This window comes from Aeromicrobium sp. P5_D10, from assembly GCF_054049535.1.
On the sequence record NZ_JBFUME010000002.1, the window covers coordinates 550,558 to 569,514 of the forward strand.

19 protein-coding genes are annotated in these 18,957 nt (G+C 64.7%); 14 read left to right on the forward strand and 5 right to left on the reverse strand.

Translation table 11 applies throughout. The annotated features are described in order from the left end of the window. Positions 1 to 70 precede the first annotated feature (70 nt). The 3 genes from ACXJKC_RS04370 (at position 71) to ACXJKC_RS04380 (ending at position 2,279) form a co-directional block, all read left to right on the forward strand. Positions 71 to 1,075 carry an ABC transporter substrate-binding protein gene (locus ACXJKC_RS04370; protein ID WP_456695454.1) on the forward strand — a complete coding sequence of 335 codons (1,005 nt, stop codon included), beginning with the start codon at positions 71 to 73 and terminating at the stop codon, positions 1,073 to 1,075. A gap of 108 nt (positions 1,076 to 1,183) precedes the next feature. Further along, on the forward strand, positions 1,184 to 1,633 hold the full coding sequence (locus tag ACXJKC_RS04375; RefSeq protein ID WP_456695455.1) for a VOC family protein: 450 nt from the start codon (positions 1,184 to 1,186) through the stop codon (positions 1,631 to 1,633). A gap of 4 nt (positions 1,634 to 1,637) precedes the next feature. Then, entirely contained in the window at positions 1,638 to 2,279 is a 642-nt protein-coding gene (locus ACXJKC_RS04380) for a winged helix-turn-helix transcriptional regulator (RefSeq protein ID WP_456695456.1), read from the forward strand. 42 nt (positions 2,280 to 2,321) lie between these two features. On the opposite strand, the gene ACXJKC_RS04385 is transcribed toward ACXJKC_RS04380, so the two are convergent. Beyond that, positions 2,322 to 2,687: a DoxX family protein gene (locus ACXJKC_RS04385; protein WP_456695457.1), complete on the reverse strand. Its 366-nt coding sequence runs from the start codon at positions 2,685 to 2,687 to the stop codon at positions 2,322 to 2,324. A gap of 100 nt (positions 2,688 to 2,787) precedes the next feature. On the opposite strand from ACXJKC_RS04385, the gene ACXJKC_RS04390 reads away from it, so the two are divergent. The 3 genes from ACXJKC_RS04390 (at position 2,788) to ACXJKC_RS04400 (ending at position 6,634) form a co-directional block, all read left to right on the forward strand. Next, positions 2,788 to 3,180: a winged helix-turn-helix transcriptional regulator gene (locus ACXJKC_RS04390; protein WP_456695458.1), complete on the forward strand. Its 393-nt coding sequence runs from the start codon at positions 2,788 to 2,790 to the stop codon at positions 3,178 to 3,180. 126 nt (positions 3,181 to 3,306) lie between these two features. Continuing rightward, a complete protein-coding gene (locus tag ACXJKC_RS04395) occupies positions 3,307 to 4,602 on the forward strand; it encodes a leucine-rich repeat domain-containing protein (RefSeq protein ID WP_456695459.1) in 1,296 nt (431 codons plus the stop codon). Between the two features lie 46 nt (positions 4,603 to 4,648). Further along, the gene (locus ACXJKC_RS04400) at positions 4,649 to 6,634 is read left to right on the forward strand and encodes a thioredoxin domain-containing protein (protein WP_456695460.1); all 1,986 of its coding nucleotides are present in this window, start codon (positions 4,649 to 4,651) and stop codon (positions 6,632 to 6,634) included. Between the two features lie 11 nt (positions 6,635 to 6,645). Here ACXJKC_RS04400 and ACXJKC_RS04405 read toward each other — a convergent pair whose 3' ends face one another. Next, positions 6,646 to 7,470 carry an SDR family NAD(P)-dependent oxidoreductase gene (locus ACXJKC_RS04405; RefSeq protein ID WP_456695461.1) on the reverse strand — a complete coding sequence of 275 codons (825 nt, stop codon included), beginning with the start codon at positions 7,468 to 7,470 and terminating at the stop codon, positions 6,646 to 6,648. Positions 7,471 to 7,574: 104 nt separating this feature from the next. Here ACXJKC_RS04405 and ACXJKC_RS04410 point away from each other — a divergent pair, with 104 nt between their 5' ends. Next, on the forward strand, positions 7,575 to 8,060 hold the full coding sequence (locus tag ACXJKC_RS04410) for a MarR family winged helix-turn-helix transcriptional regulator (protein ID WP_456695462.1): 486 nt from the start codon (positions 7,575 to 7,577) through the stop codon (positions 8,058 to 8,060). A 13-nt stretch (positions 8,061 to 8,073) separates the two neighbouring features. On the opposite strand, the gene trhA is transcribed toward ACXJKC_RS04410, so the two are convergent. Then, positions 8,074 to 8,775, reverse strand: a complete 702-nt coding sequence (trhA, locus tag ACXJKC_RS04415; RefSeq protein WP_456695463.1) for a PAQR family membrane homeostasis protein TrhA — start codon at positions 8,773 to 8,775, stop codon at positions 8,074 to 8,076. A gap of 77 nt (positions 8,776 to 8,852) precedes the next feature. Between trhA and ACXJKC_RS04420 the strand changes: the two genes are divergently transcribed. The 7 genes from ACXJKC_RS04420 (at position 8,853) to ACXJKC_RS04450 (ending at position 16,836) form a co-directional block, all read left to right on the forward strand. Beyond that, positions 8,853 to 9,614, forward strand: a complete 762-nt coding sequence (locus ACXJKC_RS04420) for an isoprenyl transferase (RefSeq protein WP_456695464.1) — start codon at positions 8,853 to 8,855, stop codon at positions 9,612 to 9,614. Positions 9,615 to 9,900: 286 nt separating this feature from the next. Further along, positions 9,901 to 11,226: a PhoH family protein gene (locus tag ACXJKC_RS04425; protein ID WP_456695465.1), complete on the forward strand. Its 1,326-nt coding sequence runs from the start codon at positions 9,901 to 9,903 to the stop codon at positions 11,224 to 11,226. A gap of 67 nt (positions 11,227 to 11,293) precedes the next feature. Then, positions 11,294 to 12,559: an extracellular solute-binding protein gene (locus ACXJKC_RS04430; protein WP_456695466.1), complete on the forward strand. Its 1,266-nt coding sequence runs from the start codon at positions 11,294 to 11,296 to the stop codon at positions 12,557 to 12,559. Continuing rightward, a complete protein-coding gene (locus ACXJKC_RS04435; protein WP_456695467.1) occupies positions 12,556 to 13,377 on the forward strand; it encodes a carbohydrate ABC transporter permease in 822 nt (273 codons plus the stop codon). Before ACXJKC_RS04430 ends, ACXJKC_RS04435 begins: the two co-directional genes overlap by 4 nt. Next, positions 13,374 to 14,354, forward strand: a complete 981-nt coding sequence (locus ACXJKC_RS04440; protein ID WP_456695468.1) for a carbohydrate ABC transporter permease — start codon at positions 13,374 to 13,376, stop codon at positions 14,352 to 14,354. Before ACXJKC_RS04435 ends, ACXJKC_RS04440 begins: the two co-directional genes overlap by 4 nt. Beyond that, positions 14,351 to 15,517 carry an ABC transporter ATP-binding protein gene (locus ACXJKC_RS04445; protein ID WP_456695469.1) on the forward strand — a complete coding sequence of 389 codons (1,167 nt, stop codon included), beginning with the start codon at positions 14,351 to 14,353 and terminating at the stop codon, positions 15,515 to 15,517. The genes ACXJKC_RS04440 and ACXJKC_RS04445 overlap by 4 nt, the downstream gene beginning before the upstream one ends. Further along, positions 15,514 to 16,836, forward strand: coding sequence for a DUF2079 domain-containing protein (locus ACXJKC_RS04450; protein ID WP_456695470.1), 1,323 nt, complete (start codon positions 15,514 to 15,516; stop codon positions 16,834 to 16,836). Before ACXJKC_RS04445 ends, ACXJKC_RS04450 begins: the two co-directional genes overlap by 4 nt. A gap of 88 nt (positions 16,837 to 16,924) precedes the next feature. Here ACXJKC_RS04450 and ACXJKC_RS04455 read toward each other — a convergent pair whose 3' ends face one another. Beyond that, positions 16,925 to 18,310, reverse strand: a complete 1,386-nt coding sequence (locus ACXJKC_RS04455; protein WP_456695471.1) for a class II fumarate hydratase — start codon at positions 18,308 to 18,310, stop codon at positions 16,925 to 16,927. Further along, on the reverse strand, positions 18,307 to 18,948 hold the full coding sequence (locus ACXJKC_RS04460; RefSeq protein WP_456695472.1) for a hypothetical protein: 642 nt from the start codon (positions 18,946 to 18,948) through the stop codon (positions 18,307 to 18,309). Before ACXJKC_RS04460 ends, ACXJKC_RS04455 begins: the two co-directional genes overlap by 4 nt. Positions 18,949 to 18,957 lie beyond the last annotated feature (9 nt).

The window sequence follows — 18,957 nt, forward strand, 5'->3', positions numbered from 1 at the left end:
TCTCGGAACCCCCTCTCGGGACCCCATCTCGGAAACCGCCAGTCATGACTACCAACAAAGGAATCCACACATGAAGCTCACCTACTTGCGCAAGGGACTTGGTCTCGCGACCGCTCTGGTCGCACTCGTGACGATGTCGGCCTGCGGCGGCAGCGCGTCCGACGACAACGACCAGGCCGCCGGAGATGGCGAGCTGACCAAGATCGTCGTCGGGATGCAGTCCGTGACGCCATTCGTCCAGGTGCCGCTCGGCGTCGACAAAGGGCTGTTCAAGAAGCACGGCCTCGACGTCGAGGTCAAGATCATCTCCGAGGCGACGACGATCCCGCCGGCCGTGCTGGCTGACCAGATTGACTTCGCGGCCTGGTCATATGCGAGCTTCGCCTCGCTGGCCAGCAAGGACCTGCCGCTCATCACGGTCGGCCCCGGCGACACCGCCGGTACGGATCTGGCCTCTGACTACACGCAGCTCGTGACGACCAAGAAGTCCGGCATTGCCGCGACCAAGGATCTCGCCGGCAAGAAGATCGCGACCAACTCGCTGGCCTCGCTGTCGGAGGTTCAGACGCGCGTCGCGCTGAAGAACGCCGGTATCGACCCGGACTCGGTCGAGATTGTGCCCATCCCGTACGCCAACCAGGGTGCTGCGCTGGCCAGTGGCCAGGTCGACGCGGCGCAGATGGCTGAGCCGTTCTTGACCAAGGCCAAGAAGGACTTCGACATCGTCTCGCTGGATGCGCTCGACGTCGCGATCATGCCGAATCTGCCGGTGTCGACGTGGTTCACGTCGAAGAAGAAAGTTGAGCAGGACCCGGACGTCGTCCGCAAGTTCCAGCTCGGACTGCGCGACTCGTCGGAGTACGCGCAGTCGCACCCCGACGAGGTGCGGGCGTTCCTGCCGGAGTTCTCCGGCGTCGATGAGTCGATCGTCGCCGACATGATCCTGCCGACTTGGGTCACCGAGGCGGATCCGGCGAAGGTGCAAACCGTCGTCGACAAGATGTACGAGTTCGGTGCGGTCGACAAGAAGATCGACATGTCCGACTACATCACGGACTTCCCGCTCAAGGACTGACTCTCCGCAGAGGGGCCAGGCGATCTCGCCTGGCCCCTTGTGGTGTTCAGGGGGCCTCTTGACGCATCACTTGTTTTTTGCAAGTGTGAAGTTCTTGACCTAGAGAACATGAGAGAGACCACCATGACTGCGATGTTCGTCAACATGCCAGTGACCGACCTTGACCGCGCGAAGGCGTTCTACACGGCGCTCGGCTACACGATCAACCCCAAATTCACCGACCACAACGCTGCTTGTGTCGTCGTCGAGGAAGATCACAACTACTTCATGATCCTGGTTCGTGAGTTCTTCCAGACCTTCACCGATCTCCCACTGGGCGACCCGGCCGTGAGTCCTTCGACTGCGGTCGCGATCTTCCAGGACAGCCGCGAAGATGTCGATGCCATCGTCGCCAACGGACTTGCTGCCGGTGGCTCGGAGGCGCGTCCTGCCTCCGACTACGGCTTCATGTACCAGCGTCAGCTCACCGATCCCGACGGCAACATCCTCGAGTTCGGCTGGATGGACCCGGTTGCCGCAGAGCAGGGCCCCGAAGCCGCCGCGAATCAGCAGGCCTGAGCCTGTGGCCGCGCGTGACTACGGTCAGTACTGCGGTGTCACGCGCGCCCTGGAACTCGTGGGAGAGCGCTGGGCACTGCTCATCGTCCGCGACCTGCTAGTCGGACCGCGTCGCTACGGCGAGCTGGCCGAAGGGCTGCCGCGCATTCCGTCGAATATCCTCGCGTCGCGGCTCAAAGACCTTCAAGCGGCCGGCATCCTGCGTCGGGCGCCACGCTCGCGGGTCATCGTCTATGAGCTGACGCCTTACGGCCGTGAGCTCGAGCCCATCGTGCTGGCGCTGGGGGCGTGGGGATTCAAAGCGATGGGCGATCCGCGCGAGGAGCAGATCATCACGCCCGACTCGATGACGATGGCGCTGCGGACCGCTTTCCGGGCCGATGTGGCCTCGGGCCTTCCGGCGACCTCGTACTGGGCGCGCTTGGGCCCTGCTGAGTTGTTCGTCCGGGTCGACGGACCTGTGCTCGAGGTGAGCCGCGGGGACGGGCCGGCCGACCTGGCTTTTGCTGCAGGACCCGGCATCCGTCAGCTCATCTCCGGCGAGCTCGCTGCTGATCGCGCGATCTCGACTGGTGTAGTCGAGGTGTTGCGGGGCCGCGGCGATCTGCTGGAGCGGTTTGCGAACACATTCCACCTCGCGGCGTGAACGCTACGGACGCGGTGTGCGTCTCGTCTAGGACAGGCGAGATCAGAGCCCGGTCGCCAGCCAGACAGTCAGACCTGAGAGGGCGATCAGCGCTACGTTCATCAGCGACTGCTGCTTCTCTCCGCGACGCAGGTGCACGCCCGTGGCCAGGACCTGCAGCGTGGTGAAACCGATCGCAGCCAGTATGGCGAGAACGACCGCGACACCGGTCAGAGGTGGCAGCACCAAACCGATGGCTCCTAGGAGCTCCACGACGCCGATCCCGCGAACCGCTGGCATCGCGACGTCGGTGCCGGCCCACGCCATCATCGGTTGGAGCTGTTCTTGACTACGTACGATCTTCAGCAAACCGCCGTAGAGGTAGAACGCAGCAAGCGGTGCGGCAATGATCCAGTAAGCGGTTTCCACGGATGGCTCCTTGGTTATCGTTGGTAACTGGCACCATGATGGGTAACTTTTGAGAGGTCTACAAAAGGCACATCGGTGTGCCTGAGACATGGGAGACTGCATGTCGAAGTACGAGAAGTCGTGCCTGATCCGCGGCGACGGCGGTCGCGCGATCCGAGGCATCCTTGACCGGATCGGCGACAAGTGGACTCTCCTTGTCGTGGCGACGTTGGATGGTCCGCCACTTCGCTTCTCTGAGCTCCAAGCCCGCATCCCAGGCATCTCGCAGCGGATGCTGACGCGTACCGTGCGGAATCTCGAGCGCGACGGATTGGTGTCACGAACCGTGTACGCACAAGTCCCGCCCAAGGTCGAGTACGCGTTGACGGCGACTGGCCGGACCCTGATCGAACCGGCCGTGGCACTCGCCGAGTGGGCCGTCGACCACAATCCGGAGATCGAGCACAACCAGGCCGCCTATGACGCGGGCGGTAGCGAGCCCGCTGAGGGCTGAGGCCGGACAGATTGAACGGGAACTAGCTGGTGAGACTGCTCGAAATAGTGAAAACCCCACCACGCGAGCCGTTGATTTGCTGAGATGCTCTTGGAGCGGGAAGCGCCCGCGCTCGGAGGACTCCCCATGAATTCACCACGACGTACGTTCGGCATGCGCTTGGCAGCCTTGGTAGCGGGAACCAGCACCGTCTTTGCCGTGACGGTGATGGCTGCGACCCCGGTTCAGGCATCCACGACCTACGAGAACGTCTTCGGTGGAGTGACCTACACGTTCAGCGACGCCAATCCGAACGACGGGGCACGAGTCACCGGCTACACGCCGAACCCCGGCCAGACCGAGGTCACGATCCTGGCCAACGTCCCGCTCGGCGGTGCGTCCCGACCGGTCAGAGGCATCAACTCGTCTGTGTTCGCCAACGAGAACGACCTGACGGCGGTCCACTTCAACGGGACCAACCTCAAAGACATCGGCACGGCAGCTTTTTCGCAGTCCAGCGTCGCAGCGGTGACCCTGCCGAGCAGTCTCACCTTCATCGGCAACGACGCTTTCCGCAATGTCAACTGGAAGAACGTCGTCATCCCGAACAACGTCACCTTCGTCGGTATCCAGGCGTTCTACGACGGACTCGTCGAGACCGTCGTGATCGGCAATCACGTCACGTCGGTCAACGAGGGTGCGTTCGGTGCCAACAACAATCTGCGGTCGGTGCGATTCCTGGGGGCGCCGCCCGCCACCATCTATCCGGCCACCGGTGGTCTGGCTCCCGAGTCGTTCGAAACGGACGGTGCCAACCCGCTGGTCGTGCACTATCCGGCAACGTATGCCGCTGCTTACGGATTCCCCGCGACGACCTGGAGGGGTTACTCCACGATGAAGGGCCTCGCCCCGACCGTCACCGGCAAGACTCGTGAGGGGCGCACGCTCACTGCGCGCACGGGGACCGTGGTGCCGGCCGGCGCGACCCCGACGTCCTTCACCTATACCTGGTACGCGAACGGTGTCCGAGTGACGCAGGGTGCTGCGAACACCCTGTTGTTGGCCAAGCGGCACGCAGGCAGGCGCATCAGCGTCGCCATCACGTCGACCTCGCCAGGTCCTGACTCCGAGACGAAGACGTCAGCCAAGACGTCGCCGATCAGCTCGCGGTACAAGCGCCTCGTGCTGTCGACCCGTTCGGTCAAGAAGGGGACCGCGTTCGTCGTCAGCGCAACCGGGCTGAAACCCCACCAGAAGGCCAAGATCCAGCTCGACGGGAAGACCCGATGGAGTGGCAGAGCCGACGCCAGCGGCAACGTCTACAGGTCCGTGAAGTTCAAGTCGAACACCAAGGCCGGCAAGCGCACCGTCAAGGTGACCGCCAAGAAGACCAAGGGCAAGCCGAAGTTCAGCATCGGCACCAAGGTGAGATACCACAAGTAAGGCTCGGTTGGGCAGGGGTTTGATACACGCAGCCTAGGGTTGGGCCATGGCCAACCGTCTTGCTTCGGCAACCAGCCCCTACCTTCAACAGCATGCCGACAATCCCGTCGACTGGTGGGAATGGACGCCCGAAGCGCTCGAGGTCGCCAAGACGCTTGATCGGCCGATCTTGCTGTCGGTCGGCTACGCGGCCTGTCACTGGTGCCACGTCATGGCACACGAGTCGTTCGAGGACGTCGCGACGGCGGCGTATATGAACGAACACTTCATCAACATCAAGGTCGACCGCGAAGAACGGCCCGATATCGACGCCGTCTACATGCGCGCGACTCAGGCCATGACCGGCCAAGGCGGCTGGCCCATGACCTGCATCCTCACGCCGCACGGTGAGCCGTTCTTCGCCGGCACGTACTTCCCGCCCGAGCCGCGACAGGGCACTCCAGCGTTCACCCAGGTACTCCAAGCACTATCGGAGGCGTGGACCCAGCGCCGCGATGAAGTGCTGACCGTCAGCCAGAACGTCATGCAGCATCTGGGCGAGACGATCGATCCGGCCGGGGGAGCGGTCGGGCCTGACGAGCTCGATGCCGCCGTGGCCAACCTGGCGAAGTCATACGACGCCGAGGCCGGTGGGTTCGGGACGAGCCCCAAGTTCCCGCCGTCCATGGTGTTGGAGTTCCTGCTTCGCAATGGCGCCCGCACAGGTTCGCAGCAGGCGCTCGACTTGGTTTCCGGGACGTGCGAAGCCATGGCACGCGGCGGCATGTACGACCAACTGTCCGGTGGATTCGCCCGCTATAGCGTCGACCGGTTCTGGCGGGTGCCCCACTTCGAGAAGATGCTGTACGACAACGCCCTGCTGATGCGGGTCTATCTGCACTGGTGGCGTCAGACCGGTTCGCCGCTGGCCGAACGGGTCGTGCGCGAGACCGGACGGTTCATGATCGACGAGCTGCAGACGCCCGAAGGTGGATTCGCGTCCGCGCTCGACGCCGACAGCGATGGCCACGAGGGCACGTTCTATGTCTTCAATCCGAATCAGTTGATGCGCACGCTCGGTGCCGAGGACGGTGCGTGGGCCGCGCAGCTGCTCAGCGTGACAGGACCCGGAACGTTCGAGCGAGGCTTCTCCACATTGCAGCTCCTGGAAGATCCCGACGATCCGAAACGATGGGCCGACGTGAGGGCCAAGCTGCTGGCCGTGCGCGCAGAACGCACGCGACCAGCCCGTGACGACAAGGTCGTGGCGTCCTGGAACGGGCTGGCCGTCTCGGCGCTCGCCGAAGCCGGAGTTCTGCTCGATGAGCCCGATTTCACTGAAGCCGCAGTCAGGGCGGCCGAGTTGCTGGTCGACGTCCACCTGACCGGTGGGTTCGCTCGGACATCTCGTGACGGTGTGTCCGGTGCGAACTCCGCGGTGTTGGAAGACCACGGCTCGGTGGCCGAAGCCTTCCTGACTCTCCTCGGAGCCACCGGGGATGCGGTGTGGCTCGACCGCGCTCGGCGGCTGCTCGACCGGGTCGTCGACCACTTCGTTGACCCGGACGGAGGGTTCTTCGACACTGCCGACGACGCCGAAACACTGGTCGTGCGTCCCAAGGATGCTTCCGACAACGCCTATCCGTCCGGAACCTCCGCGGCAGTCCACGCGCTGATCGCATTCGGAGCCGTCACCGGCGAGAACCGGTATCGCACGGCGGCTGAGACGGGCGTTGCTTCGGCGGCGAATATCGCGATCCAGGTACCGCGCTTCGCAGGCTGGACCCTCGCTGCGGCGGAGGCACTCGTCGCGGGTCCTCTGGAGATCGCGGTCGTGGGCGACAAGGCCGAACGCAAGGCGCTGCACCACGCCGCCCTCATGCTGCCGTCCCCGGGCGCCGTCGTCATCGCGGGCGAACCGGGTCTGCAGATCCCGCTGTTCGAGCAACGAGGCATGGTCGACGGCCGACCGGCCGCGTACGTCTGCCGAGGATTCGTCTGCCAGCGCCCGGTCACGACAGTCCCGGACCTGCAGCAGGCGGCACGGTCCTGACAGCCGTCTCGTCAGATCATCGTGGTCAGGACGCCCCCATCTGCTCGTAGCGCCGCCCCGTTGGTGGCTGAAGACAATGGGCTCGCGAGGTAGAGGGCGAGATGCGCGATCTCGGCAGGCTCGATAAACCGTTCCAGCAAAGACGTCTGATTGCCGCCGATGATCGCTGCCTTCAGGTCGTCGGTGGACATGGACTGGTGCTGGGCGATCTCGCTCACGGTCTGTGCCACGCCATCTGAATAGGTCGGTCCGCCGAGGATCGTGTTGACCGTGACATCCGTTCCCCTCGTGAGCTTGGCGAGGCCATTGCTGAGGGCGAGCATGGCGGCCTTCGTCACCCCGTAGTGCACCATGTCGGCGGGAACGTTGACCCCTGACTCACTGCCGATGAAGATGATGCGGCCGCTCTTCCTGGCGAGCATGCTCGGCAGCACATGGCGTGAAAGCCGGACGCCGCTCATGACATTGACGTCGAAGTAGCGTTGCCATTCCGTGTCGAGGATGTCATTGAACGGGGCGAGGCCGAAGAGGCCGACGTTGTTCACGAGGATGTCGAGGTCTTCCAGCGCGCTCAGCCGCTTTCCCGCCTGGTCCGGGTCCGCGAAGTCGGCAGTGACACCGCTTACGTCCGCGCTGGGGGAGACGGCCTTCAACTGACGCACTGCGTCGTGCATGCGACGCTCGTCGCGTCCGTTGATGACTACCGTGGCGCCTTCTCTGACGAGGCCCTCCGCGATTGCGTACCCAATACCTTGTGTTGAACCACTGACGAAGGCTCTTTTGCCTTCCAGTTGCAGATCCATGGTGCGCTCAGCATTCCTCTCGGTGTTGTTCAATGAGGAAGATTTACTTTCTCAGTCAAGTAAATACTCGTCTAAATAACTTTCTTGGTCAAGTCAATGTGGTGATGCTGAGGCGTCGAGGCAAGTAGCATGTGTCCATGGAAGATTCCATCGACCGATCGAGGTTCGACGACGAAACGCTGCAGACGTGGGCTGCTCTGGCAACTGTCCTCGAGTGGCTTCCCACGGCGCTGGACGCACAGTTACAACGCGACTCCGACATGACTCACTTCGAGTACGGAATCTTGTTCGCGCTGTCAGGAGCAGCTGACCGCACGCTCCGCATGAGTACTCTCGCGAGCTACTCGAACAGCTCCCTGTCACGCCTGTCGCGAGCCGTGGCACGACTTGAGACCAAGGACTGGGTACGACGTGAGCCCGACCCTCGCGACGGGCGCTACACGCTGGCCACCTTGACGGATGCCGGAGCGCGCACGGTGGAGCAGGCCACGCCGGGCCATGTGGAGACGGTCAACCAGCTGGTCTTCGACCCGCTGACCTTGAGTCAGGCGAGACAGCTCAGGAACATCAGCGTTCGGATATCTCAGGCGATACGAGCCGAAGAAGGCTGGCAGTCAACGTAGAAAGTCGAGGAGGTCAGTGCTGCTGGTAAGCCAGCAGGCTGACGCCGATGTAGTGCACGATGAACGCCGCGATCGTGAACGCGTGGAAGATCTCGTGGAAGCCGAAGTACTTCGGCGACGGATTGGGCCATTTGAAGCCATAGACCGCCGCGCCGATCGAGTACAGCGCACCGCCGCTCAGCAACAGGACAAAGACGGGGGTCGAGGCCTCGGAAGCGAACTCGGGCAGATAGAGCACCGCGGCCCAACCCAGGAGCAAGTACAACGGAACGTACAACCAACGAGGCGCGCCGATCCAGAAGATCTTGAACAGGACGCCGAGCAGCGCGCCGCCCCACACGAGCGACAACATGATCGCCGCGTGTTTGTGGCTCAGTAGCAGCAGTGAGAACGGTGTGTAGGAACCGGCGATCAGCAAGAAGATATTGGCGTGGTCGAAGCGTTTCCAGAAACCACGCACCCGGTCCGACCAGGTGCCGCGGTGGTAGACCGCGCTGACCCCGAACAGCATCATCGAACTGACCATGAACACTGCGACGCCGGCGCGAACCAGCATGTCGTCGGAGATCACGAGCATCACGATGAACGCGAAGAAGGCCAGCGGGACCGTGATCGCGTGCAGCCAACCGCGGAGCTTGGGCTTGATCTCCTCGACGGTCTCACGAAGGCGCTCTGTCGCTTCGTGGACGGCACCCTCGGGCGCATGGTTGGTCATGGGGTCAGCTTATTGCACGGAAGCCAACGGGCACGCCGGTTCGGGGCAGGATCGCCGCTGGCCGATACGCTGTGGCCATGGGTTTCACTGATCTCGTCTACGGGGCGTACGAGCGCCGCCTCGCACACGGGCTCGACCCGGCCAAGATTCCGCGGCATGTCGGGGCGATCGTCGACGGCAACCGGCGGTGGGCCAAAGGCGCCGGAACGAAGTACGAAGACGGCTATCAGGCCGGGGCCAACAAGATCTCCGAATTCGCCGATTGGTGCGACTCCCTGGGCGTCGAGATCGTCACCTTGTGGGTGTTGTCGACCGATAATCTGCAGCGCGCTCCCGAGGAGCTCACGAGTATTCTCGCGGCGGTCGAAAGGCTGATGGAGCGTCTCGTCGCCGAGCAGCGCTGGCCGATCTCGGTCATCGGAAACCTCGACCTGCTGCCCACCGAGGCCGCAGCGCGGATGAAGCGTCTGGCCGATTCGACAGTCGGCGTGCAAGGCATGCGCGTCAATATCTGCGTCGGCTACGGCGGACGCCAGGAGCTGACCGACGCGATGCGTTCGCTGCTGCTCGATCAGGCATCCAAGGGACGATCGCTTGAAGAGGTCGCCGGCACGTTGGTCGTCGACGATATCGCCGAGCATCTCTATACGAAGGGGCAGCCCGATCCCGATCTCGTGATCCGCACGTCGGGCGAGCAGCGTCTGTCGGGGTTCCTGCTGTGGCAGAGCGTCCACTCGGAGTTCTATTTCTGTGACGCGTTGTGGCCGGCGTTCCGCCGGGTCGACTTCCTGCGCGCGATGCGCTCGTACACACTGCGCCAGCGCCGCTTCGGTCAATAGGTCGCTGTTTCGCAAGCCCGTCGGTTGAGGTGCGAGGCCGCTTGCGGCCGAGCCTCGAAACCCCGGCTCGTGGTTTCGAGACGCCTGCTCGTTCCTCGCAGGCTCCTCAACCAGCGAGGGGGTGGGTGTTCATGTTGCCGTTACTTTGTGATCAGCGTGTCTTGCGGTCAATAGTCGGTTCGCCGTCTTACGTTGAGGGTGTGTTGATGCTCGCCCCTGAGCCCCGAATCCCAGCCCACGAGTAGGGCCGGCGCAGGGTGCGCGCGGGCTCGTTGAGGAGACAGCTATGACTGCATCACGCGCATCCAAGCAGGTCCCGAGCGCTCGCCGCACGTATGTCCTGGACACCAGCGTCCTGCTTGCGGATCCACAGGCAGTCAACCGGTTCCACGAGCATGAAGTGGTCATCCCGGTCGTCGTGATCAGTGAGCTGGAGGGTAAACGGCACGATCCGGAACTCGGCTACTTCGCGCGCAGTGCCCTGCGATTCCTCGACGATCTGCGGGTCGAGCACGGGATGTTGGACGTGCCGTTGCCGATCGGCGATGAAGGCGGAACGATCCGGGTCGAGCTGAACCACACCGACTCGTCCTCGCTGCCGTCGGGATTCCGGCTGGGCGATAACGACACCCGCATCCTGTCGGTCGCGCGCAATTTGGCGAACGAGGGACTCAACGTCACGATCGTGTCGAAGGACCTGCCGATGCGGGTCAAGGCATCGGCCGTCGGCCTGGTCGCCGAGGAGTACCGCGCGGAGCTCGCGCAGGAATCGGGCTGGACCGGCATGCGGGAACTGGAGATCGACGGCCTGGACCTCGATGCGCTGTACGAATCTGGGACGCTGGATCTCCCCGAGGCGCGGGAGCTCCCGTGCCACACGGGCCTGGTGCTCGTCTCTGAGAAGGGCAGCGGTCTTGGCCGGGTCACCGCCGACAAGGAGGTGCAGCTGGTGCGGGGCGACCGCGACGCCTTCGGCATCCACGGCCGCTCGGCCGAGCAGCGTATCGCCCTCGACCTTCTGCTCGATCCCGAGATCGGCATCGTCTCCCTGGGAGGCCGGGCCGGAACCGGGAAGTCGGCGTTGGCCCTCTGTGCGGGACTCGAAGCCACGATGGAGCGTGGCTTGCACAAGAAGGTTGTGATCTTCCGCCCGCTGTATGCCGTCGGCGGCCAAGAGCTCGGCTATCTGCCGGGCAGCGAGTCCGAGAAGATGGGGCCCTGGGGACAGGCGGTGTTCGACACCCTCGGCGCCGTCACGTCGCCCAATGTCATCGAGCACATCCTCGACCGCGGAATGCTCGAGGTGCTGCCGCTGACACATATCCGCGGCCGTTCGCTGCACGATTCTTACGTCATCGTCGACGAGGCACAGTCGCTGGAGCGCAATGTCTTGCTGACGGTGCTCTCGCGGATCGGCGCGAACTCCAAGGTCGTGCTGACCCACGACGTCGCACAGCGCGACAATCTGCGGGTCGGTCGGCACGATGGCGTCGTCGCCGTGGTCGAAAAGCTCAAGGGTCACCCGCTGTTCGCCCACGTGACGTTGACCCGGTCGGAGCGCTCACCGGTGGCGGCGTTGGTGACCGAAATGTTGGAGGACGTCACGTTGTAAGACATCGATCCGACACGTTGGTCGATATCGCCGGGACCGGGCGCTCACGTGTGGCAAAGTTGCGCACGTGAGCGCACCGGGGAGACACGCTTCGCTGGCACGGCGCTACGCCTGCCTGGCCGCTGCGGCGATGACGATGATCACGCTGGCTGGGTGCGGCTCATCCGGCCAGGGCGTGGGCTCCGTACCGACCTTGCATTGGTACGCCGGGCCGGATCGAGTCGATCCGGCCGCGCTGGCGAAGACGTGCACGGATCAGGCGGCCGGCAAGTACCGGATCGTCGCCGAATCGCTGCCCGCCGACGTCACGGCCCGCCATGACGAGCTGGTCCGGCGGTTGTCCGCCAAGGACGAGAGCATCGACCTGCTGAGCCTCGATTCGGCGTTCACAGCGGAGTTCGCGGCAGCGGGGTTTCTTTCTCCCGTTCCGACGGCACTGGGCGCCGCGCAGCGGACGGGGATCGCGCCTGCTGCCCTGGCGGCGGCGTCATACCGCGATCAGCTTGTGGTCGTTCCGTGGTTCCTGAACCCGCAAGTGCTGTGGTTCCGCGGCAATATCGCCGAACGGGCTGGACTTGACACCAGCAAGCCGATCACCTGGGACGACCTGATCGCCGGCGCTCAACGCCTCGGCGTGACGATCCAGATCCACGATCCCGATGGCAGCGGGCTCGGCGACTGGGTCAACGCGCTCATCGCGGGCGCCGGCGGCAGCATCGTCGACGGGGCGGGCCGTGACGCGGCGGTGGGAATGGACTCCGATGCCGGTCGATCTGCAGCTTCCGTGGTGGAGTTCTTCCACGATTCCGATGTCGGACCCGGGCCGTCGGTCGACGCGCTCAAGACGTTCGCCTCGCCGACGGGAGGCTTCCTGATCGCCTCGGCGTCGGCCGTCGCCGATCCCGCAGTTGCCTCGGTCGCCGGCGATATGGTTGCGACCGGCTATCCGACCATCGCCGACGCGACGGTGGCGCCCTTGCGCGGAATCGGGTTGGCAGTGCCCACGCACGCCCCGAACCCCGCGCAGTCGTATGCAGCGATCGAGTGCTTGACCGCTGCCGAACAACTTCGGACGCTCGTGGTCGACGCCCAGCAGAGCGTCAGCCGCCTGACGACGTTCGAACAGGCTGAGGTTCGAGCAGCCTTCCCTCAGGCCAAGGTCGCCGGTCAGGCTCTCAAGACCGGCGTCACGGCTCCGGTTACGCCGTACGGGTTCCAGGTGCTTCGTGCGCTCGATGAGACGTGGCGCCCCGTGGCCGAAGTGTCGCAGGATGTGACCCCTGGCAAGTCGCAGGCGGCGGTCGAGGCCGCGGTCGGAGGGAAGATCCGATGAGGGGATGGCGTCTGCTCGCACCTGCCGTCGCGGTGCTCCTCGCAGTGACGGCGTGGCCGATCGGTCGTGCCGTCTGGCTTTCACTGTCGACGTACCCGCAGACCAACCCCGATGACCGGTCGTTCGTGGGCGCCGACAACTACGTCGACGTCCTGACGAACCGATCATGGTGGATCGCGGTGGCGGCGACGATCGCGATCGTCATCGTCCTGGTCGTGCTCCAACTGCTCCTGGGGCTCGCCTTTGCCGCTGCGCTGAGACGTCTCGCCGTCACCTGGCCCGTCACCCGATTGCTGGTGCTGCTGCCCTTCGCGATGCTCGCGGTTGTCTCGGCTGTGGCATGGCGCGATGCGGTGACCACCGGATACGTCGCTGCATGGTTCCGTATCGACGATCCTGGGCCTTGGGTCCAACTGGTCGCGGTCTCGCTGGGCGAGGTGTGGCGCGGTACCGGCATCACCGCGGTCATCTTGATGGCGGGCCTGTTGCGTGTCTCGCCCTCGCTCATGGCATCGGCGGTAGCCGACGGAGCGACGAGTTGGCAGCGATTCCGCCGGGTCGTGATCCCGGCGATCGCGCCCGCCATCGCGGTGGCCGCCACATATCGTGCGCTCGATGCCGTGAGGACACTCGAGGGACCGCTACTGGTCGATCGCGTGGGAGCTGACGGTCGAACCGTCACGGCTTTGGTGTGGGAGACGACGTTCTCGTCGTTCGAGCTCGGGCTCGGTGCGGCAATGTCGGTGTTGCTGCTGGTTCTGGCGGCATTGGTGGCAGTCGTGTTCATGTCCCTCCTACGCGTGAGGAGGGTCCTGTGACTCCGTCTGTGCTGTCTCGCCTGTGGGCTTCGGGACTGTCATTCGCTCTCGGCTTCGGTGCTGGAACCTACGGCATCATCATGATCGCCCGCCCCGATCTGTGGTTGTGGATCGTGGTCGCCGCGCTGCTGATGGCAACCGGTGCCGCGGGCGTGCTGTTCGCCGACACGCCCCGGCCGATCTCGTTCTGGGCGGTGCTCGGGGTCGAGGTCTTCGTGATCTTCACACTCGTCCCCTTGCTGTGGACGTTCACGCTCGCGACGACCCCTGACGGCGTCACGGCACAGACTCTGCTGCCGCAAGACATCAGTTGGCAGACGTTCGGCGATGCCCTGGGCTCGGACACCTTGCGCCGAGCAGCCGGCACATCGTTCCTGGTCTCGGTACTGGCGACGGTGATCGCGATGCCCCTGGCCGTCGCGGCAGCGTTTGCTTTCGTCCGACTCCCGGCGCGGGGTAAGCGCATCGCCTACGGCCTGGTTGTGGCCACGTTGCTGATGCCGGTGGTGGCTCTCGCCGGACCGTTCGCCGATCAGCTCATGGCTTTCGGCCTCTACGGTTCCCGTGTGGCACTGGTCGTCCCGGCTCTCGTCATCGCACTACCTCTGGCGATCTGGCTGAGCGTGACCGTTTTTCGGGACGTGCCGTGGACGCTGCTCGACGCCGTGCGGGCCGACGGTGCGACGCGTCGCCAACGCATCCGCCATTTCGGCGTCCCGAATCTGCTGCCCGGTCTGCTCGTCGTGGCGGGACTGGTGTTCGTGGCAGGTTGCAATGATTTCGTCCTCGGTGCAGCGCTCGCACCGGATGAACGGACTTTGCCGCTGCCTGCGACGCTGATGCTCGCAACTGAGCAGGTCGACGGCTCGAGCGCAGCTGTCGCCGCGGCGGGCCTGCTGTGGCTGGTGCCCGCGGTCGTCTTGCTGCTGCTGTTCCCGCGTCGGATCAACCAACTCCTCGGAAGGTCGTATCGATGACCTCGATCGAAGTTCGCAATCTCACGATCGCCGACCGGGCCGGTGGGCGTCCGTTGCTGGACGACATCAGCCTGTCGGTGCCGGACGGTTCGACACTCGCGATCACCGGGCCGTCCGGGGCCGGCAAATCGCTCCTGCTGCGTACTCTTGCCGGGCTGCAGGAACAGACCTCCGGCGAGATACTGCTCGATGACCAGAGCGTCGACGACCTGGGTCCGCGTGGCCGCGACCTGGCGATGGTGTTCCAAGACTTCGCCCTCCACCCGCACCTCGATGTCTTCGACAATCTGGCGTTCTCGTCGACATTGCGCCGTGGCCGCGACAAGGCCGAGCTGGCGGAGCGGATCAGGGAGGTGGCCGATTTCCTGGCGCTCAGCGAGGTGCTCGACCTCAAGCCGTCCGATCTCGACGACGGTCAGCGGCAGCGGGTCGCGCTCGGGCGTTCCCTCGTCCGCGATGCGCGAGCGTACCTGCTCGATTCGCCGTTCTCGGAGCAGAGTGACCGGGTCCGATCGCACGTGCGATCGGTCACGACCCAGTGGCAGCACGAGAACCAGCGGACATCGATCTTCACGACCAACAGCGTCGAGGAGGCACTCAGCACCGCCGACAGAGTTGCCCTGATGCACCAAGGATTCATCCACCAGGTCGGCACACCCCGCGATCTGTACGAACGTCCGGCCGACATGTTCGTTGCCGGCTATCTCGGTGCACCGCCGATGAACCTCGTGCCGGCGTTCCCGATGGGACAGCAGCTGGTGTTGCCGCTGACCACGATGTTGCTGGACGCGCCGTTGCTCGAACGCATCGGCGACCGTGGAGTCGTCGTCGCGGGAATCCGTCCCGAGCACTGCTATGACGGATCCGGTCCGTACGCCGCGTCGGTGACCGACCGGGTCGAGATCACGACACGTATCGACGACGTCGAATGGCGCGGCAGCTCGCAGTTCGCGTATCTCGGCTACGAGATCGAGCCGGCCGTCGAGGAACTGCTCAACGAGGTCGAGGATCTGCTGGAGTTCGACCTGTTCCAGAACTTCATGGTGGCCGAGCTCGCGGCGGACAGTACGTTAAAGCCCGGCATGTCGATCCGCGTCGTGATTCCGCGCCAGCGGGTCCATATCTTCGATCCGGAGACTGGCGAGAACCTCACGCTCGCATGACGGCGGCGACCCGCACCCAACACGCGATCGGCGGGACGCTTGCGGCGGTACTCGCGGCGGTCTACGCCGCTGTCACCCTGATCCGCTTCGACCGTTTCACGATCGCCTCATTCGACAACGCGATCTTCGAGCAGGCGATCAAGAGCTACTCGGGGTTCGGTGCACCGATCGTCGATATCAAGGCGCCGGGGTACAACATTTTGGGCGACCACTTCTCGCCCATCACGGCATTGATCGCCCCGTTCTATCGGATCATCCCGTCGGCGCAGACGATCCTGCTGGCTCAGGTCGTATTGATCGCAGTGTCAATTTACGTCATCGCCATGCTCGCGATGCGGTATGTCGGCACGGCTTTCGGCGTCGCGATCGGTGTCGCGTACGGATTGTCGTTCGGCATCCAGTCAGCCGTGGAGGCCGACTTCCACGAGGTGGCCTTCGCAGCACCGTTGCTGGCGTTGGCCGGTGCGGCGTATGTCGATCGACGGTTTCCAGCGGTCGTCGGATGGTCATTGCCGCTGATGTTCGTCAAAGAAGACATGGGCGTCACCGTCGCCGTGATCGGCTTCGTCGTGTGGCTCGCCGGTGAGCGGCGTCGCGGTGTGGTCCTGGCCCTCGTCGGCGTGGTCGGGGCGGCGCTGGTCGTGCTTGTCGTCATTCCGGCGTTCAATCCTGACGGGGTGTATGCGTACGCGCACCAGGGTGATCGCGGCCGGTTCGAGGTGCTGTTCGACCAGCTCGATCGTAAAGCCGCGACGCTGCTGCTGACGGTGGCGATCACCGGACTGGCGGCGTTGTGGTCACCGTGGGCGCTTGTGGCGGTCCCGACGCTGTTGGGCCGGTTCGTCAACGACGTCCCGTTCTACTGGGGCACCGAATGGCACTACTCGCTCGTCGTGATGCCGATCGTCTTCGTCGCCATGATCGACGCGATCAGGCGCGAACCCCGGTTGAAATGGACGACTCCCGCGGCCCTGATCGTCGGCGGATTCATGATGGTCAACTCGCCTGTGGCGGCCCTGGCCGATTCGGCGACCTACGACGAGCCCCCTCGCGCGGAGCAGGCGCGGATGGTGCTGTCGCTGGTGCCCGACGGCACGAGCGTCGAGACCGATATCGGCCTGATGAGTCACCTGGTTACGGACCACACGGTCTATTGGCTCGGCTCAGTGGGCGATGCGGTTCCCGACTACGTCCTGTTCGACACCGCTGCCGGGATCGGCTCCCCAGAAGACATCGTCGGATACGCCGAAGAAAAGCACGGCGGCACCTACCGCCTGATCTACGACAACCAAGGCTACAAACTAGCCCAACGCTCATGAGTCACTGAGTAACGCACGAGGAGTCACTGAATTACACGATGCGTGTAATTCAGTGACTCCTGAGTGGTGATTAAGTGACTCGCGAGCGTTAGGGGTGGGTCATGGACATGACGTCCAGGGCTTTGTCCAGGTCGGCTTCGCTCACTTCGCCTCTTTCGACGAAGCCCATCTCGATGACGACCTGGCGGATCGTCTTCTTCTCCTTGACCGAGACCTTGGCGACCTTCGCGGCGTTCTCGTAGCCGATGTAACGGTTGAGCGGCGTCACGACCGACGGCGACGACTCGGCCAGGAACAGGCAGCGCTCCTCGTCGGCGACGATGCCGTCGATGCACCGGTCGGCCAGGACGCGCGAGGCGTTGCCCAGCAGGCGCATCGACTCCAAGATGTTGCGGCCGATGACCGGCAGCATGACGTTGAGCTCGAACGAGCCCGACGCACCGGCCGTCGCGATCGTCGCGTCATTGCCGATGACCTGTGCGGCGACCATGAGCGTGGCCTCGGGCAGGACGGGGTTGACCTTGCCGGGCATGATGCTCGATCCGGGCTGCAGATCGGGCAGCTGAATCTCCCCGAGGCCCGTACGCGGACCCGAACCCATCCACCGCAGGTCATTGCAGATCTTGGTCAGGCTGACGGCGATCGTGCGCAGCTGACCGGACATCTCGACCAGACCGTCGCGCGCGCTCTGTGCCTCGAAGTGGTCGACGGCCTCGGTGATCGGCAGGCCCGTGTTGGCCGCGAGGATCTCGATGACCCGCTGCGGGAAGCCGATCGGCGTATTGATGCCGGTGCCGACGGCTGTGCCGCCGAGCGGAACCTCAGCGGTGTTCGGCAGCGCCGACTCGACCCGCGAGATGCCGCGACGGATCTGCTGCGCGTAGCCCGCGAACTCCTGGCCCAGCGTGACCGGCGTGGCATCCATGAGGTGCGTGCGGCCGGACTTCACGACGGAGACGAACTCGGCGGCCTTGCCCTCAAGCGACTTCGCAAGGTGATCGAGTGCGGGGATCAGCTCGTTGGTCGCCGATGCGGTGGCGGCCACGTGGATCGACGTCGGGAAGACGTCATTGGACGACTGTGAGGCGTTGACGTGGTCATTGGGGTGCACGTCCTTGCCGAGGGCCTTGGTCGCCAGCGTCGCGATGACCTCGTTGGTGTTCATATTGCTCGACGTGCCCGAACCGGTCTGGAAGACGTCGATCGGGAAGTGCGCGTCGTGGGCGCCGGTGGCAACCTCGTTCGCGGCGGCGACGATCGCGTCGGCGATGTCCTGGTCGAGGATGCCGAGCTCGGCGTTGGCCGTGGCGCAGGCGGCCTTGATCTGAGCGAGGGCGCGAATCTGCGCCGACTCGATCGGGGTGCCGGAGATCGGGAAGTTCTCGACGGCTCGCTGGGTCTGGGCGCGCCAGAGGGCGTCAACGGGGACGCGGACTTCGCCCATGGTGTCGTGCTCGATGCGGTATTCGGTCATGTGGGCACGATATCGCTGTCACGTCGGCGCGAACCGGTGAGGATCCAGTAGTCCTCCTCACGGCCCTGCAGGCGCACAGGAATCCGCGTCTCATGCACCTCGACGAAGGTCGCGGCGAGGCCCGCCAGAACGACCTCGGACGGAGCCATCGACCAGATGCACAGGCTTCCACCGGGTCTCAGCCGCGCCGCGCAGACGTCGATGAACGACGATCCGTACACCGCTGCGTTTCCGTCGTGGACGAGGAAATCGGGACCGTTGTCGACGTCGAGCACGATCGCGTCGAGCGATTCCCACGGTTGGTCGGCGACGATCGCCCGGACGTCGCCGATGGACAGCTCGGTGCGCGGGTCCGCCAGAAGGTCCCCGCCCGGGATCGTGCCATCGCGCATCCACGCCGGTATCTCGGGGTGCAGCTCGGCGACAACCACCCGGCGCACGTCTGCAGAGCCGAGCAACTCCCGCAGGGTGAAACCGAGTCCGAGCCCGCCGACGAGGATCTCGCCGGCGCCTTGGTCGAGCACGGCCCGGGCCAAGGCGCGTTCGGACGATGTCTCCTGATCGTCCATCACGAAGACCCCGTTGACCCGCAGTTCGAGGGCACCGTCGTCACGGCGACGAACGAGAGGACCAGTCATGGCGTCGAG

What these genes read in the sequence shown, in the direction of transcription:
- ACXJKC_RS04410 (WP_456695462.1), top strand. Translation starts at nt 7,575, where the DNA reads ATGGAAGATTCCATCGACCGATCGAGGTTCGACGACGAAACGCTGCAG.
- ACXJKC_RS04400 (WP_456695460.1), top strand. Translation starts at nt 4,649, where the DNA reads ATGGCCAACCGTCTTGCTTCGGCAACCAGCCCCTACCTTCAACAGCAT.
- ACXJKC_RS04370 (WP_456695454.1), top strand. Translation starts at nt 71, where the DNA reads ATGAAGCTCACCTACTTGCGCAAGGGACTTGGTCTCGCGACCGCTCTG.
- ACXJKC_RS04460 (WP_456695472.1), bottom strand. Translation starts at nt 18,948, where the DNA reads ATGACTGGTCCTCTCGTTCGTCGCCGTGACGACGGTGCCCTCGAACTG.
- ACXJKC_RS04450 (WP_456695470.1), top strand. Translation starts at nt 15,514, where the DNA reads ATGACGGCGGCGACCCGCACCCAACACGCGATCGGCGGGACGCTTGCG.
- ACXJKC_RS04395 (WP_456695459.1), top strand. Translation starts at nt 3,307, where the DNA reads ATGAATTCACCACGACGTACGTTCGGCATGCGCTTGGCAGCCTTGGTA.
- ACXJKC_RS04425 (WP_456695465.1), top strand. Translation starts at nt 9,901, where the DNA reads ATGACTGCATCACGCGCATCCAAGCAGGTCCCGAGCGCTCGCCGCACG.
- ACXJKC_RS04435 (WP_456695467.1), top strand. Translation starts at nt 12,556, where the DNA reads ATGAGGGGATGGCGTCTGCTCGCACCTGCCGTCGCGGTGCTCCTCGCA.
- ACXJKC_RS04375 (WP_456695455.1), top strand. Translation starts at nt 1,184, where the DNA reads ATGAGAGAGACCACCATGACTGCGATGTTCGTCAACATGCCAGTGACC.
- trhA (WP_456695463.1), bottom strand. Translation starts at nt 8,775, where the DNA reads ATGACCAACCATGCGCCCGAGGGTGCCGTCCACGAAGCGACAGAGCGC.
- ACXJKC_RS04445 (WP_456695469.1), top strand. Translation starts at nt 14,351, where the DNA reads ATGACCTCGATCGAAGTTCGCAATCTCACGATCGCCGACCGGGCCGGT.
- ACXJKC_RS04390 (WP_456695458.1), top strand. Translation starts at nt 2,788, where the DNA reads ATGTCGAAGTACGAGAAGTCGTGCCTGATCCGCGGCGACGGCGGTCGC.
- ACXJKC_RS04420 (WP_456695464.1), top strand. Translation starts at nt 8,853, where the DNA reads ATGGGTTTCACTGATCTCGTCTACGGGGCGTACGAGCGCCGCCTCGCA.
- ACXJKC_RS04455 (WP_456695471.1), bottom strand. Translation starts at nt 18,310, where the DNA reads ATGACCGAATACCGCATCGAGCACGACACCATGGGCGAAGTCCGCGTC.